The organism is Deinococcus apachensis DSM 19763, assembly GCF_000381345.1.
In the GTDB taxonomy this organism is placed as follows: Bacteria; Deinococcota; Deinococci; order Deinococcales; family Deinococcaceae; genus Deinococcus; species Deinococcus apachensis.
In genome coordinates this window covers 84919-105111 of record NZ_KB906413.1, presented here as the reverse complement: position 1 = coordinate 105111, position 20193 = coordinate 84919, and the positions used below count along the sequence as shown (strand labels likewise).

The window sequence follows — 20193 nt, the reverse complement described above, 5'->3', positions numbered from 1 at the left end:
CAGGGTCTTTTTGCTTTTTCCATTGCGGATGTTGCCGCTCGGATTGCCCACGGCCTGCCGGGTTTCATGACCGAGATGGTGCGTCAACTCGGCATCCAGAGCGCGTTCCAGGATCGCCTTGGTGAACTGCTGGATGAGGTCGCCGACGTCCATAGCGGTACGACGGCCTTCGAGGGCAGCGTCGAGCAGCGCGGGGTCGAAGAGGGGCTTGTCCTTCGGTTTGGGCATACAGAGCTCCTTTCTTCAGGATGCTTTCTGCCAGCCCAACCCACAAACTTCTGCGCACGCTCGGCCAGCCTCGCTCAATTAAGCGGTTCACCCCTCACCTCCTCGGCCCTTTCCCATGAGCTGAGAAGCAGTCTCCTGGTCCCGGCATCCACCTCCCTCCCCGCTTTTATGAAGTTGCGTTCAGGTAATTCGGGAACACGCCGCAACCCCCGTCAATCCGCCTTCAACCCGTCAGGAGCGCCTGCCTCCCCGATCCCGTCATGCTGGGGCAACCATGACGACCTCACCTACCCCCGGCGGACGCGGAGACCAGTCCTCCACACCACCCCTGAACACCCCCACGCCCTGCGCCCTGGATTTCGCCCAGCTCCTCCACGCTCGCCAGGAGGTGGAGCGCCGGGCTCAAACCTACCTGGCCGAGTTGCAAACCCAGATCCAGGCCGCCCTGGAACAGCGGGGATACGAAGACATCCGCGTCCGGCCGCTCGACGGTCCCCCCACTACGCCAGACGAGGCGGGAGGCGTCACGTGGCTCGTTCTGATGCGGCTGCCGCTGGACGGGCTCAAGAGCCCGGTCTTCCGGGTGCAGCTCCCGCTCGCCGTCACCTACGGGGGAGAGCTGCGGGTGCAGGGCGCCCAGATCAACGAGTTCACTGTCCCCGAGGTCTTTGTTCATCCCCTGGGGACCGACGTCGGGCACGTGGCCGAGATGCTCGTCCAGGGGCTCTCGCAGCGGTACATGGACCATCTGGTGCACACGGGAGGACGCTCGACCCTGACACCTGGGGCCGACCCCCGGCGGCAGTACATCGCCGATTGGGACTAGGCTCCGGCAGGAGGCCGTCCTGCACAGAGGAGGCCTCCCTCACTGCTTCTACACCTCCAGCCAGAGGTCGGCCTGCTCTCTAAGCGTCCCGCAGGACCCTAAGATGGTCCGTGAAAAGAGGCTGGGTTGGGGTAGAGGGTTGTGGCAAGTTGTTGGCATCAAGGAAGCAGCGGGGCCTCAGGAAGGCAGGCGGCCTGAAGGTCAGGCCGCCTGCCTCACGGTTTCTTGCCATGTCTTGAAAGCAGCTTATTGATGATGTCGACGGTGGGGAGCGGAAACGGTGGAGCGAGCCGTGTGATGGAGGTGGCTGATGCGGGCGTGCAGGTTGAGAAAGCCTTGCGCCCGTTTTCGTGAGCGAAATCCGTGCTGTTGCCGTTCCTGCCACCGTGCCCTGCGATGGGACTGCTCGACGAGGTTGTTGCAGCGGGCTGTGGAGACCACCTGGACGTACTCCGCGGAGTGAAGCACGGGAAGCTCACGCAGGGCCGCACCATAGCTCCAGAGCTTGTCGGTATGAATGACCTCCAGCACATCGTATTGCCCCAGCAACCGACCAAAGAACGATTTAGCCGCCTTGGTATCGCGGTCTTGCTGAAGGAAAACGTCCAGCATGGAGCTGTGTTCGTCGACTGCCCGCTACAACCAGTGTTTGATGCCGCCCACGTCCACGCACATTTCGCCGAGATGCCATCGGGAACCCCGACGGGGTTCCCGGTGACGGAGGCCCTGGGCGAAGAGATCGCTAAACTTGATACACCAAGTCCGAATGGACTCGCGGGTCACGCAGATACCCCGTTACAGCAGGAGTTCTTCGACATCGCGGTAGCTCAGGGTGAACCGGTGGTAGAGCCAGACGGCGTAGCCGATGACCGCGAGGGGGAATCGGTAGCCGGGGAGCTTTTGACTGCTCAGCACCGCGTCACCCTACTCCAACAACTGGCCACAACCGTCCCAGGTGCTACCCGACTGGTTGGGGTCACCGGCCCGCGGGTGCAGGTGGTCCACGACGACCCGAGCCACCCCGCAGGAGGCGAAGCGCTGGGCAAAGCCTTCGGGTTCCCGCAGGGCACGGCGAATGATCGGCTCCACTCGGGCAGCAGGCCCCATGACCGGAGGGCCGGATCAGGAGAGGTCTTCAGGTTCCAGGGGCGTCAGGGCCACCTGCAGTTGGAAGGGGCGACCTCTCCCCTCGGGGAGGGTGGCCTGACGCAGCAACCCCAGCAGGTCACGGAAGCGGTTGGAGATCTCCCGGGCGGTCTCCTCTTCCAGCCAAAAAATACCGGTGAAGTCGCCTGCGGGCCAGCACCCGATCAGTCCGTCCCACCCGGACTGCTGAGGCAGGTCCGTCACCGTGTGGACATCACCGCTGCGGGCATCACGGTAGACCAGCCGTCTGGTCAGGCCTTGACGGTTCAGCAGGCGAGCCATCGCGCGATTTCGCCTGCGGTCGGCAGGATCTGCCTGCTCGTGAATCAGTGCCTCCAGGTCGGCAAAGGGCGTGAGGTGGAACGGCACTTGGTAGGCGTCGGCCACCGAGCGGTAGATCCGGACGGGCCGTCCCGCGCGGGGCTCTTCGCGCACCACCTTCAGCAGGCCATGCCTCAGGAACTGTCCCACCCGGTACAGCATGCGCTCCACGCTCACCCCGGCCTCCCGTGCTGCCTGGGAGGCGCTGGCCTCGCGTGCCAGAAAGGGACTGAACAGCCGCAGAGCCACGGGATCCACCAAGAGTCTCGCCTGCTCGGGGTCCTCCACGGTCCACGGTTCCCCCAGCACCGAACCCAAAATAGTCTGTCGCATTTTCAGGAGCGTACCGCACACCCTAAGGGATGACCGCCGCATGGACTTCCCGGCCCCTCAGCCGCTCCTTCCTCGCCTACTGGAGTGCGCTGAGCGCTGGCGCTCTGGGGGACGCTGCCGTTTCGGTGGCTGTTCCGTTCCTGGCCCTCGCTGTTGGGGGTGGCGCCGCGAGTGTAGGGGCCGTGGTGCTGGCTGGCAGCCTACCCCGCTTCCTCGGCCCGCTGTACGGCCTGCTGGCCGACCGCCACTCCCCGCGTCTGCTGCTGACGCTGTGCTCGGTTGTTCGGGGCCTGGGCATCACCCTCGTGGGCCTGCTCGCCTTCCACCTCCATGTCCCACTGTTCGCCCTGTGCCTGCTCGCCTTTCTCAACGGAGCCCTGGCCACCCTGACCTTCACGACCGGGGCGGCCCTGCTGCCCCAGCTGGTGCCCGAACACGACCTGCCTCGGGCGAACAGCCTGCTCAGCGCGGCGCTAATGGGAGCCCCGCTGATCGGGTATGGGGTGGGCGGCGGGCTCGTCAAGCTGCTGGGGAGTGGGGGTACACTGCTGCTCGCCGTACCATTCATCCTCGCACTGGCCGCCGCCACTCCCCTGCTGCCTCTCCGGCGCAACCACCCAGGGCAGCCGGGAAGACGGCAGGGGGCCTTGCAGGACATTCTCACCGGCCTGCGACTGTGCCTGAGTCACCCGGTCCTGCGGGCGGTCATGCTCCTCAGTGGACTGATGAACCTCGCCCTCAACGTCGTCAACGTCCGCGCGCCCCTGGCAATGACGGCGCTGGGGCGGGGCGCGCCCGACTACGCCGTGTTCGAGATGCTGGTTGCCTTGGGTGCCCTGGCGGGGATCGCGATGGTGACCCCGCTGTCACGTCGGCTGGGAACCGATGCCCTCATCAATCTGGGGCGGCTGCTCGTCGTGCCCGGCCTGACCCTACTCGCGGCTGCGCACCTCCAGGGCTGGTGGGTGGGGGGCGCTGTCCTCGGCCTGAGCCTGGGGCTGCTGGAGGTGGCGGGCATGACCCGGCTGCAACGCACCATCCCGGAGGAGGTCCGTGGCCGGGCGCTGGGCGCGCTCCTGACCAGTAATGCCGCCGGGTTGAGCTTGGGCGCGGCCCTGGCCGGACTGAACGTGCCCAGCACCTGGCTGATGCCCGGCCTCGCGGTCACGCTGCTGCTGCTGGGGTTCGTCTGGCCGTTGGCCGTGCGATCCAGCCTGCGGGAGTGAAGAGGTGTTCGACGAGCTCGTGTGGGAACTGCACTCGCGGGGGTTGTGGCAAGTTGTTGGCTTCAAGGAAGCATAAAAGTGGGAGGAATGCAGACGGCCTGAAGTTCAGGCCGTCAAGCATCAGAGCAAGGCTTGTTCTCATCGTGACCTCCAGGCACGGAAAGCGGCAGCGCGCGGCGCTCACCGGAAGTACGGGAGAGGCACGGTCCGGCCTGCCCCTCCCGCACCCGCCCCCGGTCACTTCAGCAGCCGCTCGACCTGCCCGCGAATCTCACCGTCCGGATGAGCTTGCGAATGAACATTCACGTACAGCATGCGGTTATTCAGCCACTCCATCTGCTGATCGGTGAGCGTGAAGGTCCCCGTGACCCGGCCGCTTCTCGCCCCGTTGGTCACCTGATCGATGGTCAGGGGAAACAGCACCGAGGCGTTCGTGTTCTCGTCGGCCGGTCCGTGGATGTGAGCCCCGATTGCCTCTGAGGACAGGTTCTGAAAGGTCCCCAGGACGGTCAGGGTGCGGCCCTTGAGGGTCAGGCCGACCAGGCCGGTCGCGGAGGTGGTAACGGGGGGCCGCTGGTTCGCCCCGGAGAGATTCGCCGAGTAGGCGGTCGGCACCTCCAGATGGTTGCAGGACGTGACGGTGAGTGCGAGGCTGGCCAGGGCACCGAGGGTGAGCTTGTTCATGGTCTTCTCCCGGGGAATCGAGAAGGACAGGAGCGTGGGAAACAAGGGCGCTCTTTCATGGTTTCTCCTCCCAGGGCAGGGGGGTGGTGCTGCCACGGGGTTCTTCACACCACCTACCGCACGAACACGAACAGATCGAAGGTCTCCGGGTTGGGAGGCAGGGCCTCGAACGGGCGGCCATAGGTGAGGGAGAGCAGGAACTGGCCCGCCGAGACGGCGCGGTAACGCAGGATGACCTCGCCACCGGCGCCCAGCCCCGTCGAGGACGGCCTGAACCCCGCATCCCCCAGCTGTTCCAGCACCAGGCCCAGCGGGGTGTTCAGCGACCAGCCGTAACCGGTGCTGGGGTTGCCGGGAAGGCTGAGTTCCAGGGTATCCCCCACCCTCAGGTCCACAATGCTGCCATTGGCTTCCTGCCCCAGTCGGATGGTCTTGGGCACAGGCCGAAGAGGCACGGGGACGGGGGTGGGCTGGACGTTGGCCGAGGAGACTGCCCGGCCCGACATCACCGCTGGGGTGCAAGCGCTGAGCAGCAGTGCCGTTCCCAGCCCTGTTAACACGAGAAACCGGAGCAAGGGTTTCCTCCTTTCAGTACCAGGCGACATTCACGCCCACCTGGGAGAGTGAGAGGCTGCGGTTCTCCGACTGATAGAACACCCGTCACAGCGGCAGGGTCCGGTCGATTCCGCCTGCCACCACGCCGCCCCCTGGGCAGCCGTAGTTGATCCTGAGGCCCGCGACAGGGGCAGTCGCCCCCGTCATCCGGGTGCAGCGCTGCCCGTTCGCCAGTTCCAGCGCCCACGGCATGGCCTGGGCGTAATCGGGATCGGCCGCGCTGAGCCGGGCGTTGAAAGGGAGCGGCCCACTTCGGGTCAGCAGGATGGCATTGGCGCTCCAGGGGTCGCGCGAGCAGGCGAGCGAGGTCTGGTCGTTCAGCGGGGCGAAGCAGGGATCGAGGATGGCGTTGCTGGCGGTGCAGCGGTAGGCGTCGGGGCGATTGGGGGCGGCGGCGGAGGTGGCGAAGCACGAGCCGCGGGTGCGGCCCGTCACGGCGACGCCGATCACCAGGCCTCCGCCCGGCTGGAAGGGCGTGTAGATGTGGAGGCCGGTCGCCTGAGTTGCCCCTGCCACCCCCTGAGCCAGGGCGGGCGAGGAGTTCACGCCGAGGGTCAACAGAACCAGGCGAAGGACGTGCCGAGCTGCTCTTCGTGCCATTCCCTCATGCTCCTTGTCTTCATTTGCACCATGCGGACAGCTTCGAGCCGCGGAGCCTCTGAATTCTGCCCGCAACACACGTCAGCGAACCTACTGGGGAATGTTGGTGTCAGCGGCGCTGGTCGTCGTGTTGTCGTTGAGGGTCAGCACCTTCGTCACTCCAGCAGAGGGATTGGTACTGCTGTAGTCCACTAGGAACTGCCGGTACACGTTCCGGGCCACGGCCTTTCCGGTGGGGTCGGTGGCGATGTTGATCAGCTTCGGCTCCACGTAAGCCTGCGGCGTTCCGTTGTTGTCCACGTAGTTTCCGCTAAACCAGTTGGTCCAGGGACCCCGGTCGGTCTCGTTACCCGCTGCATCCACGAACGTGACCGCGTACCGGACCTGGTACCCCACCACCCAGCGCGATCCCTGGGGGGCGTTGTCGTACCAGTCGAGCGGGTCATAGCTGGGGGCGGTCGTGGGTGGCAAGATGGAGACGTTCTTGATGTTGAGCGTCCCCAGGTAGTTCTGAGCGTAGAAAGCGGAGATCACCACGCCGAAGGTCGTTCCCACCGCGCCCCCGTTCGAAATGATGGCCACCGGAAAGCTGGCGCTCGTTTCGCCCTGTTGAACGGTGACCGTGGGCGGCACCACGGCATGTGTAGGGTCGTTGGAGCTCAGCGGGATGGTGATGTCTTCCGGGGCAGGTGCGCTGAGGACGATGGTTCCCGTCACCGTTCCCGAGGTGATGACCGGCGCAGGATTCTGACTGAAGGTGATCGCCTGAATGGGCACCGGTACGACTGCTCCCAGGTAGAGGCTGAGGTCAGGCGACTGCCGGACGCCTCCGGTCTGGGTCTGCGGCTGGCAGCCATACTGGGTCCACAGCGAGCAGGCGAGGTCGGCTACGTCCTGCTCGGTGTAGGCGTTGAAGTCAGTCCACCCAGTTTGGACGCCCCCGGTCCTCCAGGAGGCCTGCGCGGAAAACTGAAGCTGGGTCATGGAAAGGCCGTTGGGCGTCTTGGGCATGTCGGTCCAGGCAAACCCCCCATTGAGGTTGTCGGCGTCAATTGGGTTCAGGGTCTTAAAGTCCCAGGCCTTGTTAACCCCGACACTGTTGTTGGTCACCTGCCAGTCCGGAATGTTGACTGTCTGGCTGTTGCTGTACCCGCCCGTAACGTTGGCCGAGTTGGGAGTGGTAAACGCGACGTTGAAACTGGTGGAGGTCGTGACCTGCGTGACATTGTTGGCATTCGCCGGGGAGTCCGACTGGGAACTGAATGACGTCGCGCTGACCGGCTGAACACCTACCCTGATCCGATCCTGGAACCAACCCTTCTCCTTTTCAGAATCGCTGAGGATCGGCTGCACCCCGCTGGTGGGGGTCCCGGAGGGCACCGCTGTCACGTCCATCTGGGCGGCCACCCACTGGAAATTCCCCTGGGGTTCGTTCCCGTTGTCCAGGATGATAGTGAAGGTGTAGTTGGTATTGAAATAGACGTTCTGGGTGCCCTTGACGAGCAAGGTGTTTCCAGCCTGCCACTGCACGGGCACGCAGTAATAGACATGCTTGTAGATCGCCCCGGCGGGAATCGTTTCCCCTGTGCCGTCCTGCGCCCGCAAATCTGGTGTATGGAGGGCCGCAGTATTCGGGTTGCCGCCGCAGGGGTAGGGACTGTAGCCGTCCTGCAGCCCGGTCCGAGGAACATTCATACTGGCGAGCACTTGGGCTGCAAAGGCCTGGACGGCCCCGAGGGTCAGGGCACCCATCGACAGGCCCCCCGAGAATTTGAGGGTATCCGCGTGGGGAAACTCCACCACCCGGACCTCGGCCCGGCCGTTCCGGTCCTGGGTGAGGCGGGCGAGGTAGCCCGGGCTGCGGTTCTTGCTCGCAAACCCCAGGTACCGGCCCAGGCCTTCCCGCTTATGGGACTCGGACGCGTCCAGGAGCAGGACGGCCTTTCCCGCCTGGAGCGCTTCCCGGACGAGTGGGTGCGTTTGCACGGCCTCAGGTGTGGTGGTGTCCCCATCGAGGATGACCAGATCATGGTCGGACGCCCTCTCGCTCCCGCTGTAGGACGTCATGCGCACGCTCTTCTTGAGCTCGTCGTAAACGTAACTGCTCACCTGCCCCAGCACGAGGGCGTGGGGAGCGTTGCCGGGTGGAGGGGATTCGGTGGGTTGCTGACCACATCCGGCCAGCATGAAACCGGTGACAACTGCCGCGACCCCGGCCGTGAGGCCTCGCTGGGACTTCCTGAGGGGCATAACCTGCCGCATCTGTTTTTCCTCCTGCGCTCGATGCCCAAGGGTCTCCGGGTTGCAGTGGTGGCGGGATCAGGCCGCCCCCGTGGAACTGGGCCTCGCCTCCCTCCAGGGTGACCCCGACTGGGGTGGGCATCCCCGACTCGCGGCCTACACCGTTCACCCACCGCCCAAGCGTCCTGTCAGATGAGGTAACCGGGCGCGGATGCCCTGTAATCAATCCTTCCTGGACGGATAAATGCCCACGTCGCAGATAAAGTAGTTCACGGGCACGCCGTTCGCCGATCTGGGCACGACATCCCTCAGGTCCGGGAGGGCGAAGGTCGTCTTTCCATCCCCCCCATACCGGGTGCCGAGAATCGAGAACAGCGCGACGTTTTGTGCGATCGGGAGGAGCCGCCCGTCCGCCACCATGGCCCCCTCAGGCCCGTACTCACCGGCAAACATGAACACCTGGCCGACGTACCCGGACGACAGGCAGCCGCTCGGCCCTAACCCTGAAGCGCCGCCCCCGAACCGGCCCGCCACCCGGTCCACGTTCGCCTGCACCCCGTCCACGGCGCTCGCCAGGGCCGCGAAGTTCTGGTTGACCTGACCCGAACTGATCACGCTGCCCGCCTGGAAGATGTTCGGCACGGACGTCGCGGCCAGCCCCGCGCCGCCCAGCACCAGACCGAGGATGATGTTTCTCAGATACCGTCCGTTCATGACGTCCTCCTGCAGGACGTTCGGGGTGGAGCAGCGCTCCTCGTCAAGGGCCCCACCTCGCGGCGGGAGCGTCCCACTGGGCGTCCTGCGTGTCCCAGCGCGCGGGAGGCGTCCCTCCGACCCCAGAGGGCGGGCCTTCGGCACAGGCCGCCAGCAGCAGGGTGAGCAGCAGGGCTGACCCGGCGAAGCGTGTCCATCCTCCCGTTTGTGGGGGCAGCTTCCTCTCGTCACGAACCCTCACCAGGGCACCTCCTGTGGAAAGAGCAGCTTGGTCAGCTGGAGGAACAGTTCGGTGGACTGGCTCTGGTCGTCAAGGTCGAGCCGGTTGACGTTCATGACGATGACGGCGTCTCGGACGGGCAGGTAAAAAGCCTCGCTGCTGAACCCGAAGATGATTCCGTTGTGCCCGCAGAAGGGTCCGAGCTGAAGGACGCCCTCACCGTACCGGATAAAGCCGGGCTCGCCGTTCATCTGCTCCCCCGCCATTCGCTCGGCCTGGGTAGCGGGCTTGAGCAACCCACAGGGCCATCAGGGCGAGCCACACCAGCGCGGAGTTCAGGAACTGCTCCGCAACGGTGCGCGGGTGGGCTGTGAGGTGCGGCCTCACCTCAGCACCCGCAACGGGCACAGGAGTGGCAGGAGTGGGAGGGCTCAAGCCAGGTCGACGCTCGCGGCTCACGGAATACCTCCAGACTGCGGGTCATGAATTGTAGGCGGGTGAGGCTGAACCCTCTGCGGCCACTACCAATCGGATCTCAGGGACCTCGGTCCATGAACGACCTCCATCTGCAGCTTACGCTTTGCTCATGAGGGGTGGCTCGGCCTAGGGGCGCGGGTGAACTTAGATTTAGAGCGATCACAAGTGATGCCCTGCTGGACGCGGTGCTGAACGGCGCGCCCCTTCGTATCTGGCAGAGGAGGCAGTGGCGCAGATGCGAACGCTGGACGCTCTCGCCAGGGCACCAGGAGAGTCGACGTCTGTCCCGTTTCCATAAAGGGTGAGGCCAGCGGCTCTAGGGACCAAGGGGATGGTCGAATTAACACCTGCTGGGGATGGTCCATGGGGTTAGCTTCTAAAACGGACCGTCCACCATCCCCGTGGTCGCAGATTCCCGATCTGCCAGGTCGCCGGGACCACCGTCTAAACGGTTCCAATGGTCAGGGGGGAGGGGGTTCTGCGAGCTTGCGGGGATGAGGTCAGACGTCATCCCTCATCCCCATGGGGATGACTATAGGTTTCCCTCCAGGAAGAGGTCAGATACGCACGTTGGTGTCTCGCCGGTCGCGACGGCCCGGTGGCCAGGCCCAACCGTATGGATCACTTTTGGAAGGAAGAGGAGGGAGCAGATGAGCACGGCTCATGGCCAGTCACGCTGGGGCCCAGGCCAGTGCGGCGTGCGAACACCTCTCCCACCGGACAACGGACCTGGTGGGAGAGGGTCATAGCGAGTGAGGATGAACGCACGGAGGGTATTGAGCAGGTGGGCTCCAAGGGTGGCCCCATCATGGCCGAGGTGTCTGGTGGGCGGCGGTGGACCATTGGGCAGACGGGTTTCATAGCGGGGCAGGGGAATGGTCAGACCCCTCTCCCCGCCTATGCCCGGTGGGCTCCGCGCCTGCGGCAGGACCGGAAGGTGCTTGGTCTGAGGCAAGGTCACGCCCAACGTGGGACACGGCAACGGTCCCCGTTTCTGTGATGTTGGTCGATGAGGCAGCAGGATTACGTGCGGCACGCGCGGTGTCCAGGGCTTCGGCTGTCGCGGCGCTCGCACGGGCTGCGGGGCGGTTTCCCACAAGTCGCGAGGGATGTTCCTCCGCCACCGGGTGCGAGGCAGGCGGCTAACACGTGAGCGGGTCTCCAGGTACATCTCCGCTGCGTCTAGACGCTGCCTTTGCAGTTCCCGCTTGGTGTAGAGCAAGGTGGCCTGGCGATTAGGCCGTGCGGCCCGTTCGTCTGCCGGTCGAGAAAAGTAGCAGGCCAGGCGCGTCAGCTGGGATGCGGTGGTGACCGGCACAGCATGGAGGCGACCGAACGTTCCTGCTGCGGGTGGTCTTGTTCCCTCAGGCAGGGCTACCGCTGCGTGAATATGGATGTGTCCGCTGCGCCCATACGCCACCTGGGCCAGCGTCGGCGCCTGGGGAAACAGGCGATCCATCTCGGCCCGGCCCGCTGCTGGCGCCTGGGTGTAGAAGTCCATGGGGCTGGGTAACGTCAGCACCACGTGGAACAGGTCATGGCCGGGCAGCGTCCACAGCCGAGGGAGTACCCCTGCCCCTTCCCCGAGCAGGGCTGCCGCTTTCCGGGTACGTTTGGCGGTGGTGTCCGTGACTGCATCCGGCACCCAACCATGCACCCGGCGCAGGGGCTGCGCGGTTTGAAACCCGTAGGTGCGGGGGTGGATGGCGTGCTCGGCCAGCAGAATCACGGGAATCTCCGAACGGCAACACGACTCCAACCACCCGCTGAACAGCGGGTGGAAGCGTGTGGAGGGTGCGTTAAAGCAAAGACCGACGAGTACGTCGGTCTTTATGGGTCAGGTGGACTCAGGTCAGGACTGAGCGGTGCCAGCCAGGAACTGCTGAACGGCGTCCCTCGGAATGAGGTAACGCCGACCCACCCGGACGCTGCGCAGCCGTCCGGAACGCAGGAGGGCGTTGATGGTGTTCTTGGACAGCTGCAGCAGGGGTTCCAGTTCTTTGGGGTTGTAGACGAGCTTCTCCTGGGTGGGTTCAATCATGGCAGCGCTCCTTGTGGCCCACAGCGTCCCACCTCCACGGCTAAAAAAACATTCTTAGGTTGCCCATTAGCTGGTATGGTGCGCGAAATGAACGTTCCCGTGCAGCTTTTCTGCCACTGGAGTGCGGAGTTCTCAGTGGAACTTGTCCCCCCTCTCCCCGGACAGGATGGGGGCTTGTTGCGCTTCTTTCCAAAACGGGGGCGTGGGGCGGTGCTGCGCCGGGAATGGTTCACCCATTGGTTCCGCCAGTCGCTGACCGGGAAAGCGGCACCTCAACCGGTCAACCTGCTCCTCCGATTGGCCACGTATAGACGGTACGAATGGGCATCGGAGTCGTTCCAAGCGGTGTTGCGGAGCGTGGCTCAGGACCTGGGTCCCCTGTTCTCGCTGCTCCCAGGGCACCGGGCAGCGGAGGCCGTCTTCCTGGAGGAATCGGTCGAAGCCTGGTGGAAGGCGGCGCAGTCCGTTCAGGAGATGGGCCGTATGCTCGAACGCCTCCCGCAACTGTCGCGAGATGGGTCGAAGACGGCGCGGAAACGTCGGGCGTTACAAGCAGGGGAAGCGATGTACCCCGGCGAGTGGGACTCGCTCACAGCGGAGCAGCAGCGCCAGTTCAGTGAGGCTTACAAGGCCTCCCCCGGAATATCACCGCGTCACCAGGGAGAGGAGTACCTGAGTGGCTTGATAGACCACCTGTGGTTCCCGCCTGTAGAGCTTCCGGGAGTCCCCGTCAGGCTGGGCTTGCCGCATCTGCGCCTGGACGAGGAGATGACCACGCTGCAGATCAATGTGCCGACGGGAATGCAAGCGCTCTTAGTCATGGCCTTACAGGATCAGCGGTTGGGGCGCAGCCTGCTGATTCGCGAGTGTGCGCGCCCCACGTGCCAGGTCGTGGCCTACATGTCACCGAAGCAGCGGTACTGTTCGGATCGATGCCGGAACGCGGCGGGCGTGCAACGTCACGCCGAGAAGGCCAAACAGCAGGCTGCAGCCGCAGCGAGTAAACGCAGAAGGAACACGGCGTAAGCTTGCGCAATTAGTCAATACGACTAATATTGGCTTGTGGACACCGATGATCTTATTCGTCAGCGTATCCGGGCGCGCATGCAGGAACGCGGGTTGACCCAGGCGGAGCTGGCTCGGCAGCTGGGCATCAAGCCACCCTCTCTGGCGCAAATTCTCAGTGGACGCCGGGGCAAGGTGCCGGAAAGCCTGCTGGCGGTGCTGAATGCCTTGGCTCTCCGTGTGGACGTGCGACCGATTGAGGAGGAGCGTCATGGCTAAGCGGGCCAACGGCGAAGGCACCATGAGTCGCCGGAAAGACAGCAGCGGTAAAACCATTGGGTGGCGCGCGAGCGTCACCGTCGGCATAGCCGAGGATGGGTCACAGAAGCGGCGCTGGGTGAGTGGGAAAACCCAGGGCGAAGTACAGGAGAAGCTCCGCGCGCTGCAGTCCGATCTTCATCAGGGCACCCTGGCAGACACGGATCGGATGACGGTTGCCGACTTCCTGAACCACTGGGTGGCGCACAAGGAGCGCGAAGGCAATAAGCCAAACACGGTGCAGAGTTACCGTGACACGGTCAACCGCTACATCACCCCGAAGCTCGGTCGGGTGAAACTGGAAAAACTGCGCCCGCTGGACGTCGAGCACATGTTGACGGGCCTACGCAGGGATGGCAAGAGCACATCCCTGCAGGTGTATGCCTTGCGCGTCCTGAAGATGGCGCTTCAACAGGCTGTGCGCTGGCAGATGCTGCCGCGTAACGTGGCCGACGCGGTGAAGCCGCCCAAGATGGAGCGTCAGGAAATGCAGGTCTGGGATCGGCAGCAGGTGGCGGACTTCTTGAAGGCCACTGAAGCTCATCCCCTGCACGCCGCGTTCTACTTGGCCCTGATGACCGGCATGCGGCGCGGTGAGCTTGTGGGGCTGAAGTGGGAAGACGTTGATTTGGACCGGGCGCGTCTGACCGTGAGGAACAACCTTGTGGAGGTCATTGGCGCGCCGATTGAAGGCAAGACCCGCCTGAAAAAGGCCACCACGTCGTCGGTACGTCTGGAAGTCTCCACACCCAAGAGCAAGGCGTCCCGCCGCACCATCGTGTTGTCCAAAGGCACGGTGCAGAAACTCCGCGAGCAGCAGGCCCGGCAGAAGGCGTGGCGCGAGCATGCGGCCGAAGCGTGGACGGAGCAGGGCTTCGTGTTCACGACCGTGACAGGAGCCTTGGTGTGGCCCAGCGCGCTGGCCAAGGCGTACACCAATCTGGTGAAGGAGGCGGGCGTGCCGCCTATCCGGTTCCACGACATGCGGCATACGGCGGCGTCCCTCATGATCAGCGTGGGCATCCCGCCGAAGACGGTCAGTGAGCGTCTGGGGCACAGCGACGTGGCCTTCACGCTGCGCACGTATACCCACCTGTACGATGCCCAGCGAGAGGAAGCCGCGTTCGACATCGCCGATCTGGTCTGAGTTGCCGGAGCTGAGGCGCCGTTTCCAGTAGTGACGCAGTAGTGACAATCGGCCTGTTGTGCCCGTTTGTAAGGTCGTTCTGAAATGACAAAATCCCGCGCTGTGCGGGATTTTTTCTGGAGCCAGGGGTCGGATTTGAACCGACGACCTACTGATTACGAATCAGTTGCTCTACCACTGAGCTACACTGGCGGGTTGGGTGGGCAGACTCGCCTGGGGCGAAAAGACTGCACCGACAAGGGTAGACGATGATCCCGGGCTTGTCAAACGGGCTTACGCCAGCGCCTTCACGTCGGCCTGCAGGCTTTCCAGGCGAGCACGCAGTTCGGCGGCGCGTGCCCCGGCCTGGGCCAGGCGCGCCTGCTCCTGCTGGGTAAAGCGGGTGTAGGGGCTGATTGCGTCGCGCAGCCGGGCGTCGGCCCGCTCCTGCTCGCGCTCGTACTCCCGGCGAACGATGCGCTCCAGGGCCTCGCGCAGCCCAGCAACCTTCTGCCGCAGTTGACGGTGCGCCTGAAGCCGCTTGTTGGGCAGCACGAACAGCCCCAGGCTCCCCAGTGTCAGCCCCGCCAGAATGCCCCCAGTGAAGTCCACCGCCGAGGCGCCAACGAGTGCTCCCAGCCCCGCCCCGATGCCGATGCCCCCGGCCAGGCCGCCCACCGCGCCCTTGAGCGCGTCCTCGGCGTCGCGCGCGAGCTGACGAGCGAGTTCGTGTTCGGTGGTCGTCTCCAGATGCTCGCGGGCGCTTCCGGCAATTCCCTCCAGCAGGGCTCCCCGGTCGTAGGAGAAGCGGGTGCGCGCGACCTCATTGCTGGGCTGGCGGCGGATCAGGAAGGCCTGCACGTCTTCCCAGAAGTGCAAGTTCGCCTCCACGAAGCGGTCGATCATGGTGCCGAATTGCCGGTCGAGGGCGTCAGGCAGGTCCGCCACTGCCTCCCGCCGGAAGTCCTCCTCCAGCTCGCGGCTGTTCATCAGGCCGCGCAGGTTGGAAAAGCGTAGCCGGGCGTCGATGAAGCGGTCGGCCCGCACCTCGAACTCGCTCAGCAGGCGGCCCAGGCGGTTGAGCTGGCCGTCGAGTTCGCCCAACATGGTTTCCCGGTGCCGCTCGCGCTGGGCCTCCAGGTCGCGCAGGATGCTCAGGTCCTCGGTGAGGGTGCGGAGGGCCGCCTCCGCGCGCGTTTCCTCCCCGGAAAGGATCTCCGCCGCCGTGCCCAGGGGACTTTGCAGCTTGAGGCGGGTCCGTTCCGTCTCCGAGAGGCGGGTGCGGAGGGCATCCCGCAGGGCCGCAAAGCCGGGATCACCCCCCCGCTGCTCGCCCCGCGCGCTGATCAGGAAGACGGGGGGCGTCAGGCCCAGCACCCCCCGCGCACCCGTCTCCACGAATTGCCGCACCTGCTCGCGCTGCTCGGGCGTCTCCAGCAGGTCCGCCTTGTTCACCACGAGCACCACGCTGCGGCCCCAGCGCGCGGCGAGGGCGAGAAATTGCCGCTCGGACTCGGTGAAGGGTCGGTCAGCCGAGGTCAGGAACAGCACGAGATCTGCCCGCGGAAGAAAGCCCTCGGTAAGCGCCTGGTGCTGACGGATGATCGCGTTCGTGCCCGGCGTGTCCACGAGCGCCACCCCCTCTAAGCTCCGGAGGGGATAGGTCAGGCGGCTCACGAAGGGGTCGCGGGTGGGCTCCATCTGCCCGGGCTGGTCACCGTGGACGAGGACGTAAATGCGGTCGGTGGTGGGCGTCACCCCTTCCGGCAGCACCGTCGCCCCCAGCAGCGCGTTCACGAAGGAACTCTTGCCCGCATTGAACTCGCCGACGACCACCAACAGGAAGCTCTCGTCGAGGGAACGTACGGCCCCCCGGGCGTACTCGACGGCCTCAGGGGGCGCCCCCTGCGTTTCCAGAAAAGCCTGGAGGTCAGCGAGCAGCGCCCGCTCACGCGAGAGGAGGTCCTGCACCGGGCCGGAAACGAGCATGGGGGCAGTCTAGCCGCCCCCACGCCTTCCGATTTTTGGAGATTGTTGAGTTCGCTCAGTTCGTCGCCACGCGCCCCAAATTGAGGGGGTAAGCACTGAGACTATACGTGCCGGTCGCACTGGGCAGACGCACGGCTTTGCCGTTCACCTGACGGCCTGTGGCGAGGTTGATATTGACGCCCGTGACTCCCGTGGTGGCGGCGGTAGAGGGCACGTAGCTGAACATGGTGTAAGGGCCTCCCGTCGCGTTAGTCGGAACGATGTAGTCGGACAGAAGGTTGGCGTCCCCTGCCTGGGTTGCGGTGATGGGTGGAGCAGAAAGCAGGCTGGGCGTCGTCACAACGGTGGAATAGGAGAGAGTAGCCGGACCGCCGGAATAGTAGTAACTGCGATACTCGACCAAAACCCAGGTGGAGGCGTCATTAAGTGTGTCCGCGCCGGGATTGGAGGCGCCACTGGTTGCACCCACCCAGACCGAGCGTTTCACCGGGTAATACGCGTAAAAGCGGTAGCAATAGTCATTGGTGCCTGGCGCGCAGGTTGTCGACGGTGTGGTTCCCGGTGGAATGCGAGGTGGCAACACCATCGCCAGAATGGGATGGGTGTACACAGTCCAGCTTCCGCTGGCAGGGGTGACCAAGGGGTTACGACGAGTATCCCCGTTTCCGAGGTTCAGCGTCTGTCCGGGGGGAAAGACGTACCACGCCTCCTTGACCCGCCCGGCGATGAGTTGCTCGGCATTGACCGTTTCCTGCTGTAATTCAGCTCGTGCCGCCGAAAGGGTCGTGGTGCGGGAACCGCTGATGAAGGTGCTGCTCAGCGCCAACAGCACGATTCCGAGAATCGCCATCACGACCAGCAGTTCCACCAGTGTAAATCCCTGCTGTGATTTCATTGCGGCCTCAACACGTCGAGGGTGAGTGTCACCATTTGGGCTCCCGTGCCAGCCGAAACTTGAACACGCCGCATAGCGGGGGATGTCGTGGATGTGGTTGGGCAGGCCGCGACAATGTCGACTAGAGTCTTACCGGTGATGACAGCGGCGCGGGAGGTTCGCTCCTGGCTGCGCGCGGTGACTCCGCTGGGTAACGACAGTCCTGGCACGCAGTTGGCGTCGAACCGATCCTGCGCCTGTTGCAACTGCGCTGCTGTCATTCCAGGAGTGTCCTGCCAAGCCCCCTTGACCGATTCAATCACTTGTTGCGCTTGGGTGGTGCCATTAAGTTGCCGCTCGCCCTGCCGGTTAATGCCCAGCAGCGCCGTGATGCTGGGAAGCAGCACTGCCATCAAGACGCCGAACAGGGCCAGAGCGACGAGCACCTCGACCAGGGTCAACCCCTGTTGTCTGCTGGTCATGGAGCCCTCACAAGCATGACCCGTCCAGTAACCCCCACCACCCGCACTTCGATAGAGGGAATATTCGGCGCTTGGCTTTCCACAATGAATCGGGTGCCGTTGATGGCCGAAGTCATCTCACCGTAGGGCGCGTTATAGACCAACGTCCGCGTGGAAGGGCAACCATCCAGACACCGGAAAGTTACTCCACGCGGTAGACTGGCTGTTTTGGGTGTTGCCGTACCGCTGGGCAGTTCTAGGGTGTAGCTTGTCAAACTGCCCGTGCCAGCCCACTTGAAAGCACCCGGCATGCTCTGCCTCTGCGCGCTGGATCGTGCAGCCCGCAAATCAGCAGCGATTTGACCAGCGCCTTCACGGACCTCAGCGGCGCGAATACTACGAAGGTAGGACACGCTGAAAATACTCATCAGAATTCCTAGAATAGCGAGAACAATCAGTAACTCGACCAACGTAAAACCGTGACGCGTCATTAGTAGTTCCCCGCACTGGTCTGTTCAAAGATTAAGTTGCTCAAGCTACTGCCCGTCGTCGCGGCATCTTCGGCCTGCCAGCGTGGCGACACCGGGAAGAAGGGGGGAATGGTGCCCTCTGCAAGCCGTTGATCATAAGTGAAGTTGCGGCCATACCCTGTGCCCCGCGTTGTGCCGAAAGCGCCGTACCAATTCTCGATCACGCTTCCAATCAGTTTAACGTCACCCTGGTCAACTCGATTGTCGAAGTTCGCCGCCGTGACCTGTCCCTCACTGGACATGATGGAGGCGTGCAAGTTGAGATCGTTGCCTGTCTTCTCGGAAAGCACCACATCTCCATTCTGGGCGTAGAGCCCCAGAATGTTCTTGGGTCTCTTGGTGCAGGGGGGCGTCGCCTTGGTTTCGGAGAGGGAACAGGGCGTGTCGGAGAGCGTCAGGTCGCTGTCGATTGTTAGGCTGTTGGACGCAGCCAAGGTCAGACCCGCAAAGGACGCGACGGCGGGCGGCACGTTGGTGAGGTTGCCGTTGGTCACGGTGCCGTCCTTGCGCGCCGGACCACGCACACTTTGAAAGGACTCACCGTAGATCACGCCGTTAAACTTCCGGCCCTGGGACACCCAACTTCCGCTCACCTTCTTGGACAGGTTGCCATCCTGATCCACTCGGTACTCGTTATCCGGGTCCACGATCTTTTCGGCGACGTCCCGGCACTCCTGAGTGTAGCGCCAGTAGCGGGTGGAGCCGTAGTAGTTGATCGTTCCCCTTTTCGCCGAGAGCGTGTTATTCCAATCGTTGTTTGGGTAGTAAGGTCCACGGTTATTCACCTGGTAGTCCGAAAAAACAGTGTTATCAGTCCATGAACACTCCCGTACCGTCCGGCTCCCCGCCTTGAGGAAACGGATGTACTGGTAAACGGGGTTGGGCTCCGTCCACTTCTTCGTTGTGGTGTTATATGTGCTCAGGGGTTGACCATCATTGCCCCCCACAGTGAGCTCGACACCTAGATTACTGCCTCCCAGAACCAGGCCGCCCTCCTCCGCCTTCTCCTTCTGGGGGTTCTCGTTGATGGGCAGGGGCTTGTACGCCGCCGTGAAGTCGGTCTGCGTGTAGTCGGTGGCCGGGGGGTTCCCCGTCTGGACGAACTTCACGGTTCGGGGAGACTCCGTGACCTTGTCGGCCACCCACTTGTCGACGTTGGTGGTACCCGCAGGGGGCTCATTCAGGCTGCTTCCGATATACACTCCCGCCGTCTTGGAGCAGTCTCCACCCGAGGGCATGCCCGACTGCGGCAGGTTGGTGCAACCGACGCTGTTGACCTTGCCCATGAACTGGGCGCTGGAGGAGTCCAGAAATAGGAACTTCTCGTTGGTATGAATAGAGCCGTCGAACACCTGATCGGTGAAGTTCACTCCTGGCGCGCCCGCAGGATCGTAGTTGCCTGAGGGTCTGGCGCGGTGGTGGTTCGTCATGAGCACGTCGTCCAGGAGGCTGGGCAGCACGATCTCAAACCACCACTCGCCCTGTTGCGCGCGGTTGGCGAGCAGCACCCGCGTCGCGTTGTCCTGCACCCCGCGTGCCCGCACTCCCTGTGCCCGCACGTAGAAGCGGTAGTTGGTGGGGGTAAGTTGTACCACGCGCGCGGCACGTAGGCTGTACTTGGCCTCCCAGTCAGGCACGGTTTTGTCGGTGCCGTCCAATAAGGCGTTCCACCAATTTCTGCGGGTATTGCGGTCCGTGAGTGGATTAGGGCGCTCGTCGGAAGGCAGGACCGAGTACGCACCTGTCTTAAGGAAGTCGGCCAGAACGGAGCTGCGCTCTGCCGTAAAGGTACTGCTGGAATCCACAACACAAACCAGAGCATTCGGGTAAGCCTTCTGACCCTCTGGTGCCGTGGCAAACTCGTTGGTCTGAGTCCAGGCCGAGGCCCCACTTTTGCCACAGAAATTTTCCGCGTGGGTTTTGATCACCGCTGGCGTGGTGGTGCCGGGGACGTCGAAGTTCTCCTGGGTTTCGTCGTCTCGGTACTTCTTGGAAAGCAAAGCCTGAATATCCAGCAGACGACTTGTAGCGACCGCCACCCCCGACTCGGCCACATATTGAGCGCGTAGTGTGGCCGCTTGATCCGCGACCGTACGCCTGCTTGACAGAGTCAGTTGCGACGAGGCGGCCAGCAGCGCCGCCAGTAGCAACATCGTGAACAGAACGACGACTATCAATGTCGCGCCTTCTGTGGATCTTGAGCCTCTCATCCTGCCCA

The 20193-nt window shown here is 64.0% G+C and carries 19 protein-coding genes, 1 tRNA gene and 1 pseudogene; 5 read left to right on the top strand and 16 right to left on the bottom strand.

The genetic code is table 11. From position 1 onward, the window contains the following. Positions 1–228, bottom strand: a 228-nt coding sequence (locus tag F784_RS27645; protein ID WP_019588110.1) for a transposase, incomplete at its 3' end; no start/stop codon positions are given. A 274-nt stretch (positions 229–502) separates the two neighbouring features. Here F784_RS27645 and F784_RS0117910 point away from each other — a divergent pair. Beyond that, entirely contained in the window at positions 503–1054 is a 552-nt protein-coding gene (locus F784_RS0117910; protein ID WP_019588109.1) for a hypothetical protein, read from the top strand. Between the two features lie 246 nt (positions 1055–1300). Here the strand turns inward: F784_RS0117910 and F784_RS25550 are convergent. Both F784_RS25550 and F784_RS24835 read right to left on the bottom strand, forming a co-directional pair. Beyond that, positions 1301–1966: pseudogene (locus F784_RS25550) on the bottom strand (IS6 family transposase). A 210-nt stretch (positions 1967–2176) separates the two neighbouring features. Continuing rightward, entirely contained in the window at positions 2177–2854 is a 678-nt protein-coding gene (locus F784_RS24835) for a winged helix-turn-helix domain-containing protein (RefSeq protein ID WP_169405706.1), read from the bottom strand. 29 nt (positions 2855–2883) lie between these two features. On the opposite strand from F784_RS24835, the gene F784_RS0117895 reads away from it, so the two are divergent. Continuing rightward, entirely contained in the window at positions 2884–4080 is a 1197-nt protein-coding gene (locus tag F784_RS0117895; RefSeq protein ID WP_019588106.1) for an MFS transporter, read from the top strand. A 237-nt stretch (positions 4081–4317) separates the two neighbouring features. On the opposite strand, the gene F784_RS24830 is transcribed toward F784_RS0117895, so the two are convergent. From F784_RS24830 to F784_RS0117860, 7 genes are all read right to left on the bottom strand, one after another. Next, positions 4318–4764 carry a CHRD domain-containing protein gene (locus F784_RS24830; protein WP_157465349.1) on the bottom strand — a complete coding sequence of 149 codons (447 nt, stop codon included), beginning with the start codon at positions 4762–4764 and terminating at the stop codon, positions 4318–4320. Positions 4765–4877: 113 nt separating this feature from the next. After that, entirely contained in the window at positions 4878–5339 is a 462-nt protein-coding gene (locus F784_RS24825) for a protease inhibitor I42 family protein (RefSeq protein ID WP_019588104.1), read from the bottom strand. 85 nt (positions 5340–5424) lie between these two features. Further along, the gene (locus tag F784_RS0117880; protein WP_019588103.1) at positions 5425–5937 is read right to left on the bottom strand and encodes a hypothetical protein; all 513 of its coding nucleotides are present in this window, start codon (positions 5935–5937) and stop codon (positions 5425–5427) included. A 132-nt stretch (positions 5938–6069) separates the two neighbouring features. Next, the gene (locus F784_RS0117875; RefSeq protein ID WP_019588102.1) at positions 6070–8241 is read right to left on the bottom strand and encodes a hypothetical protein; all 2172 of its coding nucleotides are present in this window, start codon (positions 8239–8241) and stop codon (positions 6070–6072) included. Positions 8242–8442: 201 nt separating this feature from the next. After that, positions 8443–8934 carry a phage tail protein gene (locus tag F784_RS25545; protein WP_019588101.1) on the bottom strand — a complete coding sequence of 164 codons (492 nt, stop codon included), beginning with the start codon at positions 8932–8934 and terminating at the stop codon, positions 8443–8445. Between the two features lie 237 nt (positions 8935–9171). Beyond that, positions 9172–9450 carry a hypothetical protein gene (locus F784_RS0117865; protein ID WP_157465347.1) on the bottom strand — a complete coding sequence of 93 codons (279 nt, stop codon included), beginning with the start codon at positions 9448–9450 and terminating at the stop codon, positions 9172–9174. Between the two features lie 2033 nt (positions 9451–11483). Further along, entirely contained in the window at positions 11484–11672 is a 189-nt protein-coding gene (locus tag F784_RS0117860) for an excisionase family DNA-binding protein (RefSeq protein WP_019588099.1), read from the bottom strand. 174 nt (positions 11673–11846) lie between these two features. On the opposite strand from F784_RS0117860, the gene F784_RS0117855 reads away from it, so the two are divergent. The 3 genes from F784_RS0117855 to F784_RS0117845 are packed head-to-tail and all read left to right on the top strand — an operon-like array spanning position 11847 to position 14142. Continuing rightward, entirely contained in the window at positions 11847–12698 is an 852-nt protein-coding gene (locus F784_RS0117855) for a hypothetical protein (protein WP_157465346.1), read from the top strand. A 36-nt stretch (positions 12699–12734) separates the two neighbouring features. Next, on the top strand, positions 12735–12956 hold the full coding sequence (locus F784_RS0117850; RefSeq protein WP_040383517.1) for a helix-turn-helix domain-containing protein: 222 nt from the start codon (positions 12735–12737) through the stop codon (positions 12954–12956). Next, positions 12949–14142 carry a tyrosine-type recombinase/integrase gene (locus F784_RS0117845; protein WP_026332568.1) on the top strand — a complete coding sequence of 398 codons (1194 nt, stop codon included), beginning with the start codon at positions 12949–12951 and terminating at the stop codon, positions 14140–14142. The genes F784_RS0117850 and F784_RS0117845 overlap by 8 nt, the downstream gene beginning before the upstream one ends. A 117-nt stretch (positions 14143–14259) precedes the next feature. Here the strand turns inward: F784_RS0117845 and F784_RS0117840 are convergent. The 6 genes from F784_RS0117840 to F784_RS23720 all read right to left on the bottom strand — a co-directional run bounded on the left by F784_RS0117840 (position 14260) and on the right by F784_RS23720 (position 20152). Beyond that, positions 14260–14334: transfer RNA gene (locus tag F784_RS0117840), tRNA-Thr, on the bottom strand. Between the two features lie 81 nt (positions 14335–14415). After that, complete coding sequence (locus F784_RS0117835) at positions 14416–16110, bottom strand: dynamin family protein (protein WP_019588095.1); 1695 nt, start codon at positions 16108–16110, stop codon at positions 14416–14418. 55 nt (positions 16111–16165) lie between these two features. Next, on the bottom strand, positions 16166–17005 hold the full coding sequence (locus F784_RS0117830; RefSeq protein WP_019588094.1) for a PilW family protein: 840 nt from the start codon (positions 17003–17005) through the stop codon (positions 16166–16168). Next, positions 17002–17466 carry a type II secretion system protein gene (locus F784_RS0117825; protein WP_019588093.1) on the bottom strand — a complete coding sequence of 155 codons (465 nt, stop codon included), beginning with the start codon at positions 17464–17466 and terminating at the stop codon, positions 17002–17004. Before F784_RS0117825 ends, F784_RS0117830 begins: the two co-directional genes overlap by 4 nt. After that, entirely contained in the window at positions 17463–17936 is a 474-nt protein-coding gene (locus F784_RS27900; RefSeq protein WP_040383516.1) for a pilus assembly FimT family protein, read from the bottom strand. The genes F784_RS0117825 and F784_RS27900 overlap by 4 nt, the downstream gene beginning before the upstream one ends. Continuing rightward, positions 17936–20152, bottom strand: a complete 2217-nt coding sequence (locus F784_RS23720; protein WP_157465345.1) for a hypothetical protein — start codon at positions 20150–20152, stop codon at positions 17936–17938. Before F784_RS23720 ends, F784_RS27900 begins: the two co-directional genes overlap by 1 nt. Between the last annotated feature and the right edge of the window lie 41 nt (positions 20153–20193).

Excerpts from the sequence above, each read along its gene's own strand:
- F784_RS0117910 (WP_019588109.1), top strand. The coding sequence starts at position 503 with ATGACGACCTCACCTACCCCCGGCGGACGCGGAGACCAGTCCTCCACA.
- F784_RS24835 (WP_169405706.1), bottom strand. The coding sequence starts at position 2,854 with ATGCGACAGACTATTTTGGGTTCGGTGCTGGGGGAACCGTGGACCGTG.
- F784_RS0117895 (WP_019588106.1), top strand. The coding sequence starts at position 2,884 with ATGACCGCCGCATGGACTTCCCGGCCCCTCAGCCGCTCCTTCCTCGCC.
- F784_RS24830 (WP_157465349.1), bottom strand. The coding sequence starts at position 4,764 with ATGAACAAGCTCACCCTCGGTGCCCTGGCCAGCCTCGCACTCACCGTC.
- F784_RS0117875 (WP_019588102.1), bottom strand. The coding sequence starts at position 8,241 with ATGCGGCAGGTTATGCCCCTCAGGAAGTCCCAGCGAGGCCTCACGGCC.
- F784_RS25545 (WP_019588101.1), bottom strand. The coding sequence starts at position 8,934 with ATGAACGGACGGTATCTGAGAAACATCATCCTCGGTCTGGTGCTGGGC.
- F784_RS0117860 (WP_019588099.1), bottom strand. The coding sequence starts at position 11,672 with ATGATTGAACCCACCCAGGAGAAGCTCGTCTACAACCCCAAAGAACTG.
- F784_RS0117845 (WP_026332568.1), top strand. The coding sequence starts at position 12,949 with ATGGCTAAGCGGGCCAACGGCGAAGGCACCATGAGTCGCCGGAAAGAC.
- F784_RS0117835 (WP_019588095.1), bottom strand. The coding sequence starts at position 16,110 with ATGCTCGTTTCCGGCCCGGTGCAGGACCTCCTCTCGCGTGAGCGGGCG.
- F784_RS0117830 (WP_019588094.1), bottom strand. The coding sequence starts at position 17,005 with ATGAAATCACAGCAGGGATTTACACTGGTGGAACTGCTGGTCGTGATG.
- F784_RS0117825 (WP_019588093.1), bottom strand. The coding sequence starts at position 17,466 with ATGACCAGCAGACAACAGGGGTTGACCCTGGTCGAGGTGCTCGTCGCT.
- F784_RS27900 (WP_040383516.1), bottom strand. The coding sequence starts at position 17,936 with ATGACGCGTCACGGTTTTACGTTGGTCGAGTTACTGATTGTTCTCGCT.